The organism is Sporosarcina sp. CAU 1771, from assembly GCF_054482775.1.
The window spans coordinates 54,258-70,063 of record NZ_JBTLRN010000005.1 but is presented as its reverse complement, the minus strand read 5'-3'; the positions used below and the strand labels follow the sequence as shown (position 1 = coordinate 70,063).

The 15,806-nt window shown below is 39.3% G+C and carries 15 protein-coding genes, 2 pseudogenes and 1 riboswitch; of the genes and pseudogenes, 2 read left to right on the top strand and 15 right to left on the bottom strand.

Annotation, left to right across the window (positions count from 1 at the left end; translation table 11 throughout):
* Positions 1–89 precede the first annotated feature (89 nt).
* From ACXYMX_RS06310 to ACXYMX_RS06300, 3 genes and pseudogenes are all read right to left on the bottom strand, one after another.
* Positions 90–722 (bottom strand): LAGLIDADG endonuclease, encoded by a 633-nt coding sequence (locus ACXYMX_RS06310; RefSeq protein ID WP_459043394.1) that lies wholly within the window; start codon positions 720–722, stop codon positions 90–92.
* Positions 723–919: 197 nt separating this feature from the next.
* Positions 920–2,086 (bottom strand): annotated as a pseudogene (locus ACXYMX_RS06305) (vitamin B12-dependent ribonucleotide reductase); the annotation flags it as partial.
* Positions 2,087–2,461: 375 nt separating this feature from the next.
* Positions 2,462–3,253 (bottom strand): annotated as a pseudogene (locus tag ACXYMX_RS06300) (ribonucleotide reductase N-terminal alpha domain-containing protein); the annotation flags it as partial.
* A gap of 561 nt (positions 3,254–3,814) precedes the next feature.
* Here ACXYMX_RS06300 and ACXYMX_RS06295 point away from each other — a divergent pair.
* Both ACXYMX_RS06295 and ACXYMX_RS06290 read left to right on the top strand, forming a co-directional pair.
* Entirely contained in the window at positions 3,815–4,144 is a 330-nt protein-coding gene (locus ACXYMX_RS06295) for a rhodanese-like domain-containing protein (RefSeq protein WP_459043460.1), read from the top strand.
* A gap of 66 nt (positions 4,145–4,210) precedes the next feature.
* The gene (locus tag ACXYMX_RS06290; RefSeq protein ID WP_459043393.1) at positions 4,211–5,479 is read left to right on the top strand and encodes an ATP-binding protein; all 1,269 of its coding nucleotides are present in this window, start codon (positions 4,211–4,213) and stop codon (positions 5,477–5,479) included.
* Positions 5,480–5,548: 69 nt separating this feature from the next.
* Here ACXYMX_RS06290 and ACXYMX_RS06285 read toward each other — a convergent pair whose 3' ends face one another.
* From ACXYMX_RS06285 to comGA, 12 genes are all read right to left on the bottom strand, one after another.
* Complete coding sequence (locus tag ACXYMX_RS06285; protein WP_459043392.1) at positions 5,549–5,926, bottom strand: GtrA family protein; 378 nt, start codon at positions 5,924–5,926, stop codon at positions 5,549–5,551.
* Between the two features lie 124 nt (positions 5,927–6,050).
* Positions 6,051–6,830 (bottom strand): enoyl-ACP reductase FabI, encoded by a 780-nt coding sequence (fabI, locus tag ACXYMX_RS06280; RefSeq protein WP_459043391.1) that lies wholly within the window; start codon positions 6,828–6,830, stop codon positions 6,051–6,053.
* Between the two features lie 179 nt (positions 6,831–7,009).
* Positions 7,010–8,470 carry an aminomethyl-transferring glycine dehydrogenase subunit GcvPB gene (gene gcvPB / locus ACXYMX_RS06275; protein WP_459043390.1) on the bottom strand — a complete coding sequence of 487 codons (1,461 nt, stop codon included), beginning with the start codon at positions 8,468–8,470 and terminating at the stop codon, positions 7,010–7,012.
* Positions 8,463–9,830: an aminomethyl-transferring glycine dehydrogenase subunit GcvPA gene (gene gcvPA / locus ACXYMX_RS06270; RefSeq protein ID WP_459043389.1), complete on the bottom strand. Its 1,368-nt coding sequence runs from the start codon at positions 9,828–9,830 to the stop codon at positions 8,463–8,465. The genes gcvPB and gcvPA overlap by 8 nt, the downstream gene beginning before the upstream one ends.
* Positions 9,831–9,853: 23 nt before the next feature.
* Positions 9,854–10,951: a glycine cleavage system aminomethyltransferase GcvT gene (gcvT, locus tag ACXYMX_RS06265; protein WP_459043388.1), complete on the bottom strand. Its 1,098-nt coding sequence runs from the start codon at positions 10,949–10,951 to the stop codon at positions 9,854–9,856.
* A 136-nt stretch (positions 10,952–11,087) separates the two neighbouring features.
* A riboswitch (glycine riboswitch) is annotated at positions 11,088–11,179 on the bottom strand.
* Positions 11,180–11,392: 213 nt separating this feature from the next.
* Positions 11,393–11,908 (bottom strand): shikimate kinase, encoded by a 516-nt coding sequence (locus tag ACXYMX_RS06260; protein ID WP_459043387.1) that lies wholly within the window; start codon positions 11,906–11,908, stop codon positions 11,393–11,395.
* Positions 11,909–12,099: 191 nt separating this feature from the next.
* Positions 12,100–12,549 carry a competence type IV pilus minor pilin ComGF gene (comGF, locus tag ACXYMX_RS06255; protein ID WP_459043386.1) on the bottom strand — a complete coding sequence of 150 codons (450 nt, stop codon included), beginning with the start codon at positions 12,547–12,549 and terminating at the stop codon, positions 12,100–12,102.
* Positions 12,537–12,833, bottom strand: a complete 297-nt coding sequence (locus ACXYMX_RS06250; protein WP_459043385.1) for a hypothetical protein — start codon at positions 12,831–12,833, stop codon at positions 12,537–12,539. Before ACXYMX_RS06250 ends, comGF begins: the two co-directional genes overlap by 13 nt.
* Positions 12,826–13,272, bottom strand: coding sequence for a hypothetical protein (locus ACXYMX_RS06245; protein WP_459043384.1), 447 nt, complete (start codon positions 13,270–13,272; stop codon positions 12,826–12,828). Before ACXYMX_RS06245 ends, ACXYMX_RS06250 begins: the two co-directional genes overlap by 8 nt.
* A complete protein-coding gene (comGC, locus tag ACXYMX_RS06240) occupies positions 13,262–13,588 on the bottom strand; it encodes a competence type IV pilus major pilin ComGC (protein WP_459043383.1) in 327 nt (108 codons plus the stop codon). The genes ACXYMX_RS06245 and comGC overlap by 11 nt, the downstream gene beginning before the upstream one ends.
* Positions 13,589–13,601: 13 nt before the next feature.
* On the bottom strand, positions 13,602–14,645 hold the full coding sequence (comGB, locus tag ACXYMX_RS06235) for a competence type IV pilus assembly protein ComGB (RefSeq protein WP_459043382.1): 1,044 nt from the start codon (positions 14,643–14,645) through the stop codon (positions 13,602–13,604).
* Positions 14,638–15,645 (bottom strand): competence type IV pilus ATPase ComGA, encoded by a 1,008-nt coding sequence (comGA, locus tag ACXYMX_RS06230; protein WP_459043381.1) that lies wholly within the window; start codon positions 15,643–15,645, stop codon positions 14,638–14,640. The genes comGB and comGA overlap by 8 nt, the downstream gene beginning before the upstream one ends.
* Positions 15,646–15,806: the final 161 nt, after the last annotated feature.

Genomic DNA, 15,806 nt, shown 5'->3' with positions numbered 1-15,806 from the left:
ATCAGTACCCGCTCCATATGTCGCCATATGGGTCAGACTATATCATCAACCGAAATAATTCGGTTGTTAAGCGTAACGATGTATACCTATTAACTATATTGCAAATCAACCTTATATTTCATACTTGAAATTATATAATCTTCAATAATCCCAAAAAATATTTTCGCATTCGTAGCATTCATGACAATTCGATAACTACCTTTATTTTTATAAATCTTAACTTGAATTCCCCATTTTACAAGAAAATATCTTTGTATTATTTCATGTTCTTCATAGGAAAAACACTGTGTATTAATGGCTACTTCTCTGCTCTTAATTCCAGAATCTCCATTCTTCTTTTGGTATTTATGAATAATTAGATTACCGTCATCCATGTACCAAATTGCTAAACCCAAAGGATCTAATAAGTTTAATGTCTTTCGAGTGACAACTTTTTTTCCTTTTGGATAAAACAATTTCAAATAATACTCGAAGATTTTTGATGTTCTGGTTTGGAAGCGCCACTGTGGATATTTCTTCTTCATACCAGACATAACCATATTGGGAGTAGAGACTTCAATCTTAGATTCAATAAAAATATTGTATTTCCAGTACAGATAGTCTTTTTGTTTATCAGAATGCGAAAAATGAATCCTTGGTGTTTTGAATGTCCTGTTTATAGATGAATCACCCAATAAACTACCAATAATTAGTTGATTTGCTTTGTTCGAAATGGAATTCATATTATATAATTCCTTTCTACTATTAGTATCATCTTAGTCGTTGAGGGGTCAGCCATGACTTCCCTGCGGATTGTCTGCACCTTTTGATTTTTACCTTTACGTACTGGCAAGGTACAGGTACAAAAAGGATACTCAGAGTTTCCCGCATACAGCCCGATTTGCACGGTATGATTACTCATACCGGGGGCAATTCATTTACCCGTTGGAGCAACAGTTAGTAGATGAGAGTTTCGGATACCGTGTTCAAGGATTGCTTGACGGATATCTTCCGGCATTTTCTTCATGAATCCGGTGTTAATGAATGCGTTACGAAGGGCTTGTGTTTCTTCATCTGTTTTACCGATGAGGAATGGGAAGCTTCCTTTTTCTTTCGCAAGTTCGATAGATTCACGGTATGCTGTCGTTGCAATCGTTTCAAATACGTTGTCAACGAGTTTGTTCCCTTCCTCTGATCCATATTCATTTTCACAATAGATTAGAAGATCTGCAAGACCCATTACACCAAGTCCGACACGGCGTTCACCGAGGGCTTGTACTTTATTATCTTCAAGGAAATACGGAGTGGCGTCGATAACGTTGTCTTGCATACGAACACCGACTTGTACGATTTCCTTCAATTTTTCATAGTTCACTGTTTTTGTTTCTTTATCAGCTACTTCAGCAAGGTTTACTGCAGCTAAATTGCAGACGCTGTAAGGAGCAAGAGGTTGTTCCCCACACGGGTTTGTAGCTACGACTTGCTGGCCGTATGCTTTTGCATTTGTTTCATTGTTTGCATTGTCAATAAAGAAAATACCAGGTTCTGCTGAATACGTTGCACAAATATTAATTAAATCCCATAGTGCACGGGCTTTAATCGTACGGTAGACGCGTACTGCGAATCCTTGTTTCTCCCACTCGCGTACATCTCCGACTTCGTGCCACTTTTCGTTATAGATGACCATTTCTTCTGGTGAGTATTCCTCAACTGCCGGGAATCTAAGATCAAAGTCTGCATCTTCTTCCACAGCCTTCATGAAGTCATCTGTTAAGGTAATTGAAATGTTCGCTCCGGTTAGGAACTCTTCATTATGTACCGAATACGTTCCACCGTCGCGTAATTTCGTTTCAGCATCTTTCAAGATTGCTTCATTGAACCCACCTAATCCAGGGATTGCCTGGTAGTTCAGGATACCTTGATACATAGCTTCTTCTTGTGTTGTGAGTGCTTTAAATTTCAGTTTTTCACTAACGAGTTTTTTTACCAATTCTTCTTCCGTATGTTCCAGAAGATAACGTAGAATTCTTGGATTCTGCATTTTTGAAATAATAAACTCGAAAATATCAGGATGCCAATCCGCCAACATAATCATTTGTGCTCCACGCTGGTTGTTACTCCCTCATTTACTTAAGGGGGCTAGGTCATTTCTGCCTAGCTCTCATGCTTTCACATGAGATCAGACTATCTCATCAAAGTCGAAAATTATTTATTCATCTTTGTCCTGCGCCCCATAACCACGTTGCCGTTTGTTATGGTTTACTTCTTCCTTTGCTTCCAATTTATCCACCATCAAAAGCTTTAGGAAGTTTTAATAGTCGTTGAACGTTGATCTTCGTTTCCAAAGACCCTTCGCTGCTGATTGCCCAATCCTCATTTTTTTCAAACCTTCACGCCCACCGTCGCCGGTCACGTTGTGGTAAATAAGGCTCTAAGGGTGTTCCAGCAATTCGCAGAATTTTAATCCCGCCGTGTTAAGTTAACGGGATCCACCTTGTTCGACAAGATGCGTCAATTTAGCAATATCATCAAGCCATGAAACGGATCCTGATGATTTACCATTCACGCCTCGTGCTAGCGTATTACGTGGTCTTAAGGTTGAGCCGTTCGTTCCAACTCCGCCGCCTCGACTCATAATTTCCATAACCTGCTTGCGATGATCCGAAATACCTTCTCTCGAATCTGCCACAAACGGCATTACGTAACAGTTGAAGAATGTTACTTCTGTATCTGATCCTGCACCGTAAAGAACACGTCCTGCTGGAATAAAATTCAATTTTGAAAGTTGTTTGTAAAAACGATCGAATGACTCTTGACGTTTTTCCTCTGTTGTTTCAACTGACGCAAGTCCCGTTGCATTACGCTTCGCTATTTGTTCATAGTAAACTTCCAACGGCTTTTCGATGACTTCGATAGGACGAGTGACGATTCCAGACTCTTGTTCTACTGGATTGTCAATAGCTGAACGATAATCCTTCTCTATCCAAATATCAGCTTTTCCATTCTTTTTATCAAGCGCTGTAATAAAGCCAAGTCCACGAGCTGGAAACTTCGGATCTTCCTTAACTGTTAATACGACAAAATCTCCAATTTCCAGCGTTTTCTTTTCCGTATCTTTAAATGAATACCTGTCAATCATGACCAATCTCGATACGCCTTGGTGTTCGATATGCATCTCTTCTGTAATTGGATGCACTTGCGCAAAACTTGCGATATCATTGTTCAATTGTACTTTATCCAATATCGGTTCCTGATGTTTTGAAGCGATGACCATTTACGCACCCCTCCTTCAATTATTTTTTCATAAACACTATATCTAGTGTCCATCTTATTATTCAATGTACTACATCTTGAATTCCCGTGCAACGAATTGATTTTAACATCATTTTACAAATCCATAAATGACAGTGTTCTTCATTACGCTCCCATTAAAAATGAATCCAAAGTTCCATGTTTTCACTTCTTGCGAAACACTCTTTTTCCCCACCAATTAAATTGAATTTCTAGTCGAAAAAAGTCTCATCTTGAAGGACTAGGAAAGAATTTATCATGTTGCGACCTTTTATATATTATCATTCTTGAAGGTGTATATCTATAAATCCATGAAAATGTTTCCTTTCATAATTATCATAAAACTCATTGACATGCTCTTGTGATTAATATAAGTAATTTATCTGAATTCATCTAAATCCACTTTCAAACGAATATTCCTAACCGTTCCCATTGAATTCTCACCACTCCATACCTTATAATTGAACACAGAAAGAGAAAGGGGAAAGTTGTTGTGGATTTTTTATATTTAAGCGTTGGAATTTTATTGGCACTTATCATCTATATGGTGGTAACGATGCTTCGATTGCGGAAAGCAGTCACAAACCTTACACAAGAAGAATTTATTGAAGGATACAGGAAAGCTCAATTAATTGATGTTCGTGAAACAAAAGATTTTGACGCTGGTCATATTCTCGGATCTAGAAATATTCCTTATTCACAGTTTCGTCAGCGCTTCAAAGAAGTACGACCGGACAAGCCCGTTTATTTGTACGATCAAAACGGTGGAAAAAGCGCGCGTGCAGCTTTGTTCCTTAAGAAAAAAGACTATAAACATCTGTACCACCTCCAAGGCGGATTCCGTCAATGGACTGGTAAGATAAAAAGTAAGTAATCGAAAAGTTCTTCCTACCTAATAGGAGGAACTTTTTCTTCTACTTATATGAATGAGGAGAATTGAATGAAGAACGATATCCTATTGCAAGTAGAAACAAACTTTCGCAGCACATTCCCTAATTATGAGGACTACTCTATCGTCATCCGTCACATTATGGAGCGACTTAATGCAAGGAAAGAACAAAATTGGCAACTCGTCATGGCAGACGAACTCGTTTCCCATACCCAATCCGTTATTGATGAATTAATGAAAAAAGGAAAATTACATTTTGAATCACTCGGTCATATATTCGGTGTACGCCCGACTGGAAAAGTTGAACAATCTGATTCGGACAATGGATTTACACTCCGCGTTACCGAAACACTAGACAATCAGCTTCTATACTTTCCTGATTACGATGTAGCCTATACATCCATTCTCAACTACGCTGGGTCAGGAGCTACGTGGAATGAAGATCATTTCTTCTCCTCCTCACCCGAACAAGTACGGGGATTCATATACGACTTAAATCAGTTGCAGCGTGAAATGATGAAAACTACTGTTACTTACCTTGTCGATACGGACGAAGGTGTTAAAAAGAAAACCTACGAACACGACGATGCAGTCAGTCGAGACGACGTTTTTCTAGAGAATACCATGAAAAAAGATATCTTCCGAGGGATTGATGAATTTTTCAAGGATGAAGGGGCTTTTTATAAAGAATATGGACTTCCTTATAAACGTGGAATTCTTTTATACGGAGCACCTGGAAATGGAAAAACGACGCTCGTCCGATCCATTACAGGTTCTACTTCCGCCCCAGTAATTTACTGGCAAATTACTGAACACACCGGAAGTTATTCCGTACAAGAAGTTTTTGAAACAGTTGCGAAGATGGCTCCGGCCATTCTAGTCATCGAAGATATTGATTCGATGCCTGAACATACACGGTCTACATTTCTCAATACACTAGATGGTGCACGCGTTCGCGCGGGACTTTTCATCATTGGTACGACGAACTATCCAGAAAAAATTGACCCGGCACTCATTAACCGTGCTGGACGATTTGACAGCACATATGAAGTTCCATCCCCTTCTTCGGAAGTCCGTCGTAACTATATGAAGAAACTCGACATCAAAGGACTTTTCGATGAAGCCCAATTAAATGAAGTAAGCAAGCGAACCGAAGGCCTGTCTATTTCGCAATTAAACGAACTCTATATGTCCGTAGCACTCGGTTTTCATTATGATGGAACAATTGATTTCGAACGTCGGATTCACGACCTACAAAATCAGCATAAACGCGCTGAAAAAGGGGTTTGGGAAAAAGAAAGCATCATTGGGTTTTCATAAGAAAAAGATCGAGCACACAGAATTTAGTCTGTTCGCTCGATCTTTTTATTAAGAAATATCTAGTCAACTTCATGCGGATTTCAACACTTTACTTGTAATGAAAAAAGTGATTGGAATCGTAATGACCACCGCAGCAATCGGTGCTAGACTCTTATCCATTTGAAATAAATCGACCAGAAAAAACAAGAATAGTGCCGTAACTAGTAAATTTACTACTTGAGTCAAGGGAAATAAGAAAAACTTCCTCCAAGTTGGCTTTACTTTGTAGGTATAATACGAATTTAAGAAAAAAGAACCACAAACGCTTATTAATACCGCTATCGTATGTGCCAACAAATAATGAAACCCGAACACATGAATCTCGATTAAATAACATATGTAGTAAACGATTGAATTGACACCGCCTACAACTATGAATTTCAAAAATTCGCGATTTGTAATATGCATAACGCTCTCTTTCCCAGTCGCAACAAAGCCAACTGTAGAATTGAAATTCCTTTCATTTTTCAAGAAAAAAGATCAGGCGTACAGAATGTTAATCCGCATACCCAATCTTTCATCTACATAAAACTTATCCCATTATGTTGTATCCGCCATCTACGTAAATAACTTCTCCTGTTACACCGCTGGATAGATCGCTTAGAACTGCAAGCGTCATCTTACCAACTTCTTCTTGTGTAATATTTCGTTTAAGAGGTGCGGTTTCTTCTACAATTGTTAAGATCTTATTGAATGAAGGAACACCTTTAGCCGAAAGTGTTCGTAGTGCGCCTGCAGAGATTGCATTCACACGGATATTATTTTTCCCTAAATCAGCTGCCAAATACTTCACAGACGCTTCTAGAGACGCCTTCGCAACACCCATCACATTATACCCATCTAGAACTCTATCGGCACCCAAGTAACTCATAGTAACGATGGAGCCACCTTCTGTCATTAACGGGCTCGCTTCTTTTGCTACTGCAATTAATGAAAATGCACTTGTGTCCTGAGCAAATGCAAATCCACTTCTGCTCGTATTGACAAAGTCAGAACGTAAGTCTTCTGCATGAGCAAACGCCAGTGAATGAACAACGCCGTGAACAGTTCCGATTTCCAAGCCAATTTTAACGAATGCTTGTTGAATACTGCCATCGTCATTGACATCACATTGCACAATTAATTTGGCTTCCATATTATTATCTGCTAAAAGCTTCGTAATGCGAGTCATGGAACGCTCTTTACGATATGTGAAGATTAAGTTTGCGCCTGCCTGATGAAGGGTCTTCGCCACTCCCCATGCAAGACTTCTCTCGTTCGCCACGCCCATAATAACAATGTTTTTACCTTTGATTTTAAGTAATTCTTCCATAGTAGCCTCCTGAGTAATCTTATAATTTTATACACCTTTATATACTAAGTTCACAATAATTTAGTACCTGATACTAATTTATTATAACATACACACCCTTGAAGTTAAATATCTTTTCCAAGAACAGACAGAAAAAAGCAACCACTTCAAAATAAAGTGATTGCTTTTGATTCAACTTATTATTTTTTCGTATAGCGCAATACTGGGTGACGTGCCGCTTTCGTTTCATCTAAACGGGTCACAACAGTCGTGTGAGGTGCATTTTGCACAACCTCTGGATTTTCTTCAACTTCCGTAGCAATTTGAATCATAGCATCTATAAATGCATCGAGTGTTTCTTTAGATTCTGTTTCTGTTGGCTCGATCATCATAGCTTCTTCCACGTTCAACGGGAAATAAATTGTCGGTGGATGGTAACCAAAATCAAGAAGTCTTTTCGCTATATCAAGTGTACGTACGCCTAGTTTTTTCTGACGACGACCTGAAAGTACAAATTCATGTTTACAATGTTGTGTATATGGAAGGTCGAAGTAAGGCTCTAATCGACGCATCATATAGTTCGCATTGAGAACCGCATTCTCAGTAACAGCCTTCAAACCATCAGGCCCCATTGAACGAATATACGTATACGCACGCAAATAGATACCGAAGTTTCCGTAAAAAGGTTTTACGCGTCCAATTGATTGTGGAAGATTTGTTTCAAATGTATACGTGTCGTCTTTCTTCACTAGAACAGGAGAAGGCAAGAACGGAATTAGATCCTTATGAACGCCTACTGGACCTGAACCTGGGCCACCGCCACCATGTGGACCTGTGAATGTCTTATGCAAGTTCAAGTGAACTGCATCAAAGCCCATGTCTCCAGGACGCGCCTTAGACATTACCGCGTTCAAGTTGGCACCGTCATAATAGAGCTTACCGCCTACACCATGAACGATAGCAGCCATTTCTAAAATATCTTCCTCGAACAAACCTAGAGTGTTTGGGTTCGTCAGCATAAGAGCTGCCGTGTCATTTCCGACATGAAGTTTTAAATCCTCAATATCAACAAGGCCCCGGTCGTTCGACTTTATCGTAACTGTTTCATACCCTGCAACTGTTGCAGAAGCTGGGTTCGTACCGTGTGCTGAGTCGGGTACAAGTACTTTCGTACGGTGGAAATCCCCATTGGACTCATGAAATGCACGAATCATCATTAACGCTGTCCACTCACCGTGAGCACCTGCAGCAGGCTGTAACGTCATTTCATCCATCCCAGTAATTTCAGCAAGATGCTCTTGCAAATCATACATGATTTCCATTGCACCTTGAACTGTCGATTCATCTTGAAGTGGATGAATGTTTGCAAATCCTGCATAGCGAGCAACGGACTCGTTAATTTTCGGGTTGTATTTCATCGTACATGAACCAAGCGGATAAAAACCCGAGTCGATTCCATGATTTCGATTCGATAAAGCTGTGTAATGACGCATAATATCAAGCTCAGAAACTTCAGGAAGTTCTGCTACTTCTTCTCGTTTATATCCCGCTGGTAATAAATCGGAAAGATCCAGTTCGGGTACATCAAGTTCAGGAAGGCTATAACCAATTCGTCCTTCTTTTGTACTTTCAAAAATAAGTGGTTGATTGTCCTTATGCATTGAGGGCCTCCATTTCCTGCACACAAGCAGCAGTATGCTGTACGAATGCATCAATTTCTTCTTTTGTACGTTGTTCTGTAACTGCGATAAGCGCATGATTTTCAAGGTTTTTATATGTTAAACCTAGATCATAGCCACCAAGAATCCCTTTTGAGAATAAATACGCATTAATTTTTTTAATCGAGCCTTTAACATTTACAACGATTTCATTGAAATGAGAACCGTCAAATACAACGTCAAAGCCCGCTTTAGTGAACGCTTCTTTTGCATAACGCGTCTTCACAATGTTTTGATACGCCATTTCTTGTGTACCAACTTTCCCTAATGCAGTCATTGCAACAGAAGCTGCAAGCGCGTTAAGTGCTTGGTTCGAACAAATATTAGAAGTCGCTTTGTCACGGCGAATATGTTGTTCACGTGCTTGAAGGGTTAACACATACCCACGTCTACCGTCCTCATCTGTCGTTTCTCCAATAAGGCGACCTGGTAATTTACGCATTAACTTTTTCGTTACAGCAAAATAGCCACAATGTGGTCCTCCAAAGGACTCTGAAATACCAAATGGTTGTGCGTCACCGACAGTGATGTCTGCACCCAATTTACCTGGAGAAGTTAAAACACCAAGCGCTAATGGATTCGCTGACACAACAAACAAACCACCCGCTGCATGCGCAATCTCACCAGCTTTTTCGATATCTTCAATCTGGCCGAAAAAGTTTGGATATTGTACAAGAACTGCTGCCACCGAGTCGTCCATCAATTCTTCTAACTTACTTAAGTCCGTCACGCCGTCTTTTTGAGGAATCGTAACAACTTCAATTGATTGTCCGTGTGCATAAGTTAGAACGACATCGCGTGATTCTGGATGAACCGTTTCTGAAACTAACAATTTCTTTCTTTTTGTGTGACCCGCAGCAAGCGTACCCGCCTCAGCAAGGGCCGTTCCACCGTCATACATAGATGAGTTCGCAATATCCATTCCCGTTAGCTCAGCAATCATTGTTTGGTATTCAAACAGGGCTTGCAACTCCCCTTGTGAAATTTCCGGTTGATAAGGCGTGTACGCCGTGTAAAATTCTGAACGAGAAATTACATGGTCCACGATAATTGGTTTGTAGTGATCATACACACCCGCACCAAGGAAAGAGGCATAGGATTGTGCATCGGCATTTTTAGCCGCAATTTGTTTAAGCTCTTTTGTTAAGGAAGATTCAGATTTAGCCTTTTTAATATTATATGCGCCTTGAAAACGAACTTTTTCTGGTATATCTGCAAATAACTCATCTACTGAAGAAATACCAATCGCTTGCAACATTTCCTGTCGATCTGTTTCCGTCATTGGAATGTAACGATGTTTCATGTCTACTTATCCCCTTTTCATAATTAGCGTTTATAAAATGGTGTTGCAATAATTACTGCTCTCAATTGTCTTTTTCGAACTTGTACAATTACTTCAGTTCCAATTTCCGTTAATTCCTTATTAATTAAAGCAAAACCGATATTTTTTTGGAGTGTAGGTGATTGCGTACCTGTTGTGACTACACCTATTTCTTTACCATCTACCAAAACCTCATACCCCGTTCGAGGAATACCTTTATCAATCATCTCAATACCAACAAGCTTTCGGGGTACGCCATCCTCTTTTTGTGCAGCAAGTGCTTCTTTTCCAATAAAGTCCTCTTTTTTGTTCAACTTAACAACAAAATTTAGACCCGCCTCAAGTGGAGTAATGTTTTGAGACAATTCCTGTCCGTATAACGGTAAGCCCGCTTCAAAACGGAGCGTATCTCGGGCACCAAGACCAGCAGGAATAACACCTGCCCCTTTACCAGCCATTAAGATAGCTTGCCATAGTATGACAATCGATTCTGGGGATGCGTATAATTCAAATCCATCCTCACCTGTATAGCCCGTCCGTGAAATCAGAACTTGCTGACCACAAATCTGGACATTGTCTTTAAAACGGAAAAACTTAATCTCGTTTAATGTCTCTTGCGTTAATGTCTGAAGAACTTGCTCTGCTAAAGGACCTTGAAGAGCTAGCAAGCCAAAAGAATCAGATACGTTAACGATTTGTACATCTCCAGATGCATGTTTGTTCATCCAATCCATGTCTTTATCGATATTAGATGCATTTACTACAAGTAAATAGTCGTCTTCTCCTCGTTTATAGATAAGGAGATCATCTACCGTGCCACCATTTTCATAACACATCGCAGTATATTGGGCTTGCCCATCAACTAATTTTGATACATCATTTGTCATCATTTTTTGCAAATAGGGAAGGGAATCTTTACCACTCACTAGAACTTCTCCCATATGAGAGACATCAAACAAACCTGCTTTTGTGCGCACAGCTGCGTGCTCGTCTTTAATACTAGAGAATTGGACCGGTAAATCCCAGCCGCCAAAATCAATCGTCTTGCCACCGTGCTCCGCATAAAAATCATATAACGCGGTACGCTTCAATGCATTCGTCAACGTAAATTCCTCCTTAAATTTCCAAAAAAATAGACAGAGATTCCTTCGAAAAGGAATCTCTGTCCGGTTACCTGAAAGTTTGACCTTGCGGCTTTCCTCGTTGGTGGTCGGTCGAAGCCGACACTCTCCAGAGTTGCGTCATGTAAGAGTCTTTTTGCCTGAGAGATTCATAACATTAGTTACTTGCTCCTTCGGCGACGCCTAAGCGTTCTCTCCCCATACAATCATTCGCGATCATATTTACAGAAAATATACTTATTCATTCAACTAATATCTTAACATTGGAATAATATAAGCGCAATCCTTTTCAGTCAAGAGCTGAAAAGACGAACAAAGCCTCTATTTAAAGAGACTATGTTCGTCTTTAAAGACTTGATAGTATGGTTCAGCGGATGCGGATAGTATGGAAGTGAAAAATAAGGCGAATTGCCAAGTTTCGTGTTAACTATCTCCTTTTAATCGGTCGACTTGAAATGCTAAGTAATCAGTAATTTGTCGCAGCGTCCGTTTTTCTGTTTCCACTTTAAAATGGGCTGTACTCAAATAATGCGGAAGTCGGCCTTTAAATATTTCTTCCAGCTCATTTCTAGTTGAACGCTGAACGATTGGCCGATTTTTGTCCGTAGAGATTCTTCTCCAAATATCCCTAAATGGCGCATTTAAATAAAATACAATTCCCGTATGGCGCATAATTTCCCGATTTTCTCGCTTCATCGGGACCCCGCCCCCTGTAGCAATAATACAATACTCGTCACGAAACGTACGAAGAAATTCAGTTTCTTGTTCACGAAAATAAGCTTCGCCATAAGTTTCAAATATTTTTGGTATGGACATACCTACTTTCTTTTCAATTTCAGTATCCATATCATAAAACGGAAGACGGGTCGCAAAGCTTAACCTTTTGCCTATAGCACTCTTGCCACAGCCCATATAACCTATTAAATAAACCTTCTTCATTTCCTCACCTACTCGGTAGGACAGTGATTCTTCACTAATCCCGTATCATTATCTTCATCGTTTCATTTTCGTAGTATGTTTCTAGCGAATCAAAACTTTTATATATACTATCATGCCACGAAACGATAGAGAAAAGAAAGAGACTTATGAAAAATAATAATACAATGGCTGTCGCAAGCAGTGCACCTCGCTCATTTTGCATATATACCAACTGTAAATCCCCTTTCCCTTTTAGTCCCATCAAGTAAGGTTACGTCTGCAAGTAGAACAAATCCATCGAGTGAAAATCGAACCGAGTGTACATTTGTCAAAAAAGGAACATAGCCCTTTCCGTAAACCCTTTTTCGAATAACTGCTGTTCCTTGTTCTATAATTATTACACCGCGTTCATTTAACAATGTAATTCCGCGCCTATTTGGAAATACACTAATTTCCTCAACATCAGATAACAGCTGTTGCATATCTACTGCAAACAACTCCCAATCTAGTGCAGACAGTTCGCTATATTTTTGCTCAATGGGAGCTTTCCAAAAGAAAAAAAGTAGAAAAAACTGGGCGAATACAGCTAAAATGAGTAATTGGAATAAGCTTTCAATGAATGTATACCCACCATCAGCTAAGCGTTTATCTAATCGACACATTTCATTGCTTCCTTTTGATCCGTAATATAATACACACAGATTGTGTTGCCATCAATAATCCAATCGTAACTGTCATCTTCGATAGTGCGTGAACCCAGCTCGATTCCGTAAGCACTATACAAAATCATACCCTGGTAGGCTGTCTCAGCCGCACGCATCGCCTGTTTTTTTTGTATAAGAACGGATGTCATATGTGACGCAAAAGGAAGAAGACTACCGAACACAGTAATTAATATTGTGAGCGTCAGTAAAGCCTCTACAAATGAAAAACCATTTTCATCCATCGATAATCATCCTTCCTCTTTGGAATTGAAACCTAATTTGGAAAGTTCGCGAATTGGTTTCAATTGAAAGGACTCCAAGTATACGAATATCTCCATCAGGTTGAAACTCCACACTTTTCAAACCACTCCAATACGGTACTGCCATTCCTTTAGGCATAGCTGTTTTAGAGAAGACTTTCCTTCCAGGTGCAGATGAAATGTAGTGAGTCCCTTGTTCTACAAATTCCATTTTTGTAAAAACATTATTTGCAAGTGAGTAACTTTGCAAACTTTGAATTTCCGCGACGATAGCTTTAAATGCATCTTCTTCAGCTGTAGTTTGGACCCAAGTGTTTCCAAGAGGAATGATGAGGGCTGTTAGAGTGAACAAAACAGATAAAACGAGCATCATTTCTATTAAAGTATACCCATCCTCTTTTTTAAACGAATTAACTACCATCCGATCCACTTACTAAAGCGATTACCTCTCCTTTTTCATTAATTTGGATATCCCTGCCATCAGGGCATTGTGCACTTTCGGGAAGGTATCCCTCTGCCTCAAGATTAGCAAGCGTTGCCTCCCCTTTTTCATCCATTTTATAGGCCTCAATTTGTCCTTGAACCATTTTCAAATAGGCCATACAGCCTTTATCGTCAATTGATTGGGATTGCTTCGCAACATTTGGAATCGCAATCAGAATTAAAACCGAAATAATTAATAATACGATCATCATTTCTATTAAAGTAAAACCTGATTCTTTTTTGATTATATTCATAGTTTTCCACCCTTCAGTATTTTTCAATCATCCCATAGACAGGCAGCAGTAAAGCGAGGTATGCGGCTAGAATACATAAGGCAATAAGACTAAATAATGCAGGTTGTAATACCGCTAGTCCTTTTGCGATTTTCCCATCAATTGTTTCGTCTAAGTGTTCACTGTAAATAATCAATTCTTTTGCTAAATGACCACTTGTAGCACCGTGCTCTGCAAATCCGGTGAATTGTTTTGTCAGCCCCGGCGTTAAAGCTACAGCTGAATGGAATGGTTCACCATATACAATAGATTCCTTTACATTTTTCGCTATCTCACTAAGCACTAGGTCTAATCTTTGAGCAATCAAAACATCGAGAGCCTCTTGTATAGATAATCCAGATTGCAACAAACTTCCAAGTTCACTCGAAAATGTTTTCGTCTTCAATTCTTTATACACTTGAGCGACAAGTGGAATTTGAATCATGATACGAATCTTTTTTTCCGGAGTATACTTTTTATACATTAAGTAAAGACTAAACCCAACAATTCCGAAAATAATCCCCGTTCCTAAAATTAGATCTGGTAATTTGGAAACCAGAGCTGGAATTCTAGAGATTATCCCTTCTTCACCAGTCGTTCTAGAAGTTGCGAGCGCCTCCATGTTCGGAAGGAAATATCTTCGAAAGGCAAGTAGAAGCAACGTAATGAAAATAAATAACGTAATTGGATAAGCTAATAGACTCTTCACTTTTTCACGTGCATCATCCCTTTTTTTCAAGCGAATAGCTAAACCATTTAACGCTTCTGGAAGCCGACCATCAGCTTCCGCAAGTGAAATTGGCAACAATAAACCCGGGGGAAATCCTATAGTGTTTAAAATATGAGAGACTCCAAATCCTTCCCTAAAGCATTTATCAACTTTAAATAAAGCTTCTTCATATTCCTTTACATGATGCGGTAGTAAAAGATTCAAAGCGTCGTGAAATGTAAAGCCTTCTTTTAATAGAACGGCGAGTCTTGCTAAAAATGATGAACGGTTGATTAAATCTGTTTTATTTAACCGATTTGACTTATTCATTGTTTTCGCTATGCACGTCCATGTACTTCATCGCAAGCTCATCAATTCTCTGCTCTTTCGGAAACACAAACCGCTCTCCCTTCATGATTGTGTCCATCATGTCCTCAAGTTTTTGTTCCATAACAATCTTAAATACTGCACGAACATCTCCACTAGTTTTTCGAATTAAACGTTGCGTTGCAATGCATACTACAGTCTGCCTAAGTTCTTCGGCTGAAACACCAAAATCCATCATCCTATGAATACATCCCGCTGGATTTTTCGAATGAACTGTAGAAAGTACTAAATGCCCTGTTAATGCAGCACTAACTGCAACTTTTGCTGTTTCACTATCGCGAATTTCACCGATCATTATTACATCTGGAGAATGCCTTAATATCGCTTTCAGGCCTGTTGAGTAAGTCATTCCAGATTGTTCATTCACCTGAACTTGAAGTAAATGAGATTGTTTATTTTCAACAGGATCTTCAAGTGTGATTACATGTCGATTCAACTGATTCACGCAATAAGCGGTTAATGAATACAAGGATGTCGTTTTTCCACTTCCTGTCGGGCCGCTCAAAAAAACTAACCCTTGTTGTTCATTTGCTACTTGACGAAAATCATCTGCCCACGTTTTTTCAATACACAAATTATCCAAAGATACAATTTTGTCATGCTTCTGCAATCGGATGACAACACTTTCTCTTAACTGAATAGAAGGAATGGTCGATACTCGGAAGGAATAATTCTCACTTTGTATATTTTTGTGGAAGGAACCACTTTGGGGCTTGCGTTTATCACTAATATCTAATGATGAAAGAAATTTGTAGTACGAGATCATTCGATCCGCTAACTGTGGGGGAAGTGTGTAGGACTTTTCAAGCCTTGCATCTTTTTTAAATGAAACATCATACCCTTCTCTTGTGGGAACTAAGTGAATATCCGTGGCTTCAAAACTAAGTGCTTTTTCAAGTAGTTCAATACATTTTTGCTCAATAATATTACCTTGGCTTTCCAATTAACCCCCCTCTTTCTAAACTCAAAAACTTTGGTGTATTTCACATTCAGCTAAATGATAAGGACGAGTGACCGCAACTCGCCTTATTCAAATTATACAACGCGGGATTGACTTTTGGAATGGCATTCCCCATAGCCGAATTGTGTCAAGTGAAAACCGAT

What these genes read in the sequence shown, in the direction of transcription:
- ACXYMX_RS06245 (WP_459043384.1), bottom strand. Translation starts at nt 13,272, where the DNA reads ATGGTAGTTAATTCGTTTAAAAAAGAGGATGGGTATACTTTAATAGAA.
- comGB (WP_459043382.1), bottom strand. Translation starts at nt 14,645, where the DNA reads ATGAATAAGTCAAATCGGTTAAATAAAACAGATTTAATCAACCGTTCA.
- ACXYMX_RS06250 (WP_459043385.1), bottom strand. Translation starts at nt 12,833, where the DNA reads ATGGATGAAAATGGTTTTTCATTTGTAGAGGCTTTACTGACGCTCACA.
- ACXYMX_RS06260 (WP_459043387.1), bottom strand. Translation starts at nt 11,908, where the DNA reads ATGAAGAAGGTTTATTTAATAGGTTATATGGGCTGTGGCAAGAGTGCT.
- ACXYMX_RS06285 (WP_459043392.1), bottom strand. Translation starts at nt 5,926, where the DNA reads ATGCATATTACAAATCGCGAATTTTTGAAATTCATAGTTGTAGGCGGT.
- ACXYMX_RS06290 (WP_459043393.1), top strand. Translation starts at nt 4,211, where the DNA reads ATGAAGAACGATATCCTATTGCAAGTAGAAACAAACTTTCGCAGCACA.
- ACXYMX_RS06310 (WP_459043394.1), bottom strand. Translation starts at nt 722, where the DNA reads ATGAATTCCATTTCGAACAAAGCAAATCAACTAATTATTGGTAGTTTA.
- fabI (WP_459043391.1), bottom strand. Translation starts at nt 6,830, where the DNA reads ATGGAAGAATTACTTAAAATCAAAGGTAAAAACATTGTTATTATGGGC.
- ACXYMX_RS06295 (WP_459043460.1), top strand. Translation starts at nt 3,815, where the DNA reads ATGGTGGTAACGATGCTTCGATTGCGGAAAGCAGTCACAAACCTTACA.
- gcvPB (WP_459043390.1), bottom strand. Translation starts at nt 8,470, where the DNA reads ATGCATAAGGACAATCAACCACTTATTTTTGAAAGTACAAAAGAAGGA.
- gcvPA (WP_459043389.1), bottom strand. Translation starts at nt 9,830, where the DNA reads ATGAAACATCGTTACATTCCAATGACGGAAACAGATCGACAGGAAATG.
- comGC (WP_459043383.1), bottom strand. Translation starts at nt 13,588, where the DNA reads ATGAATATAATCAAAAAAGAATCAGGTTTTACTTTAATAGAAATGATG.
- comGF (WP_459043386.1), bottom strand. Translation starts at nt 12,549, where the DNA reads ATGTGTCGATTAGATAAACGCTTAGCTGATGGTGGGTATACATTCATT.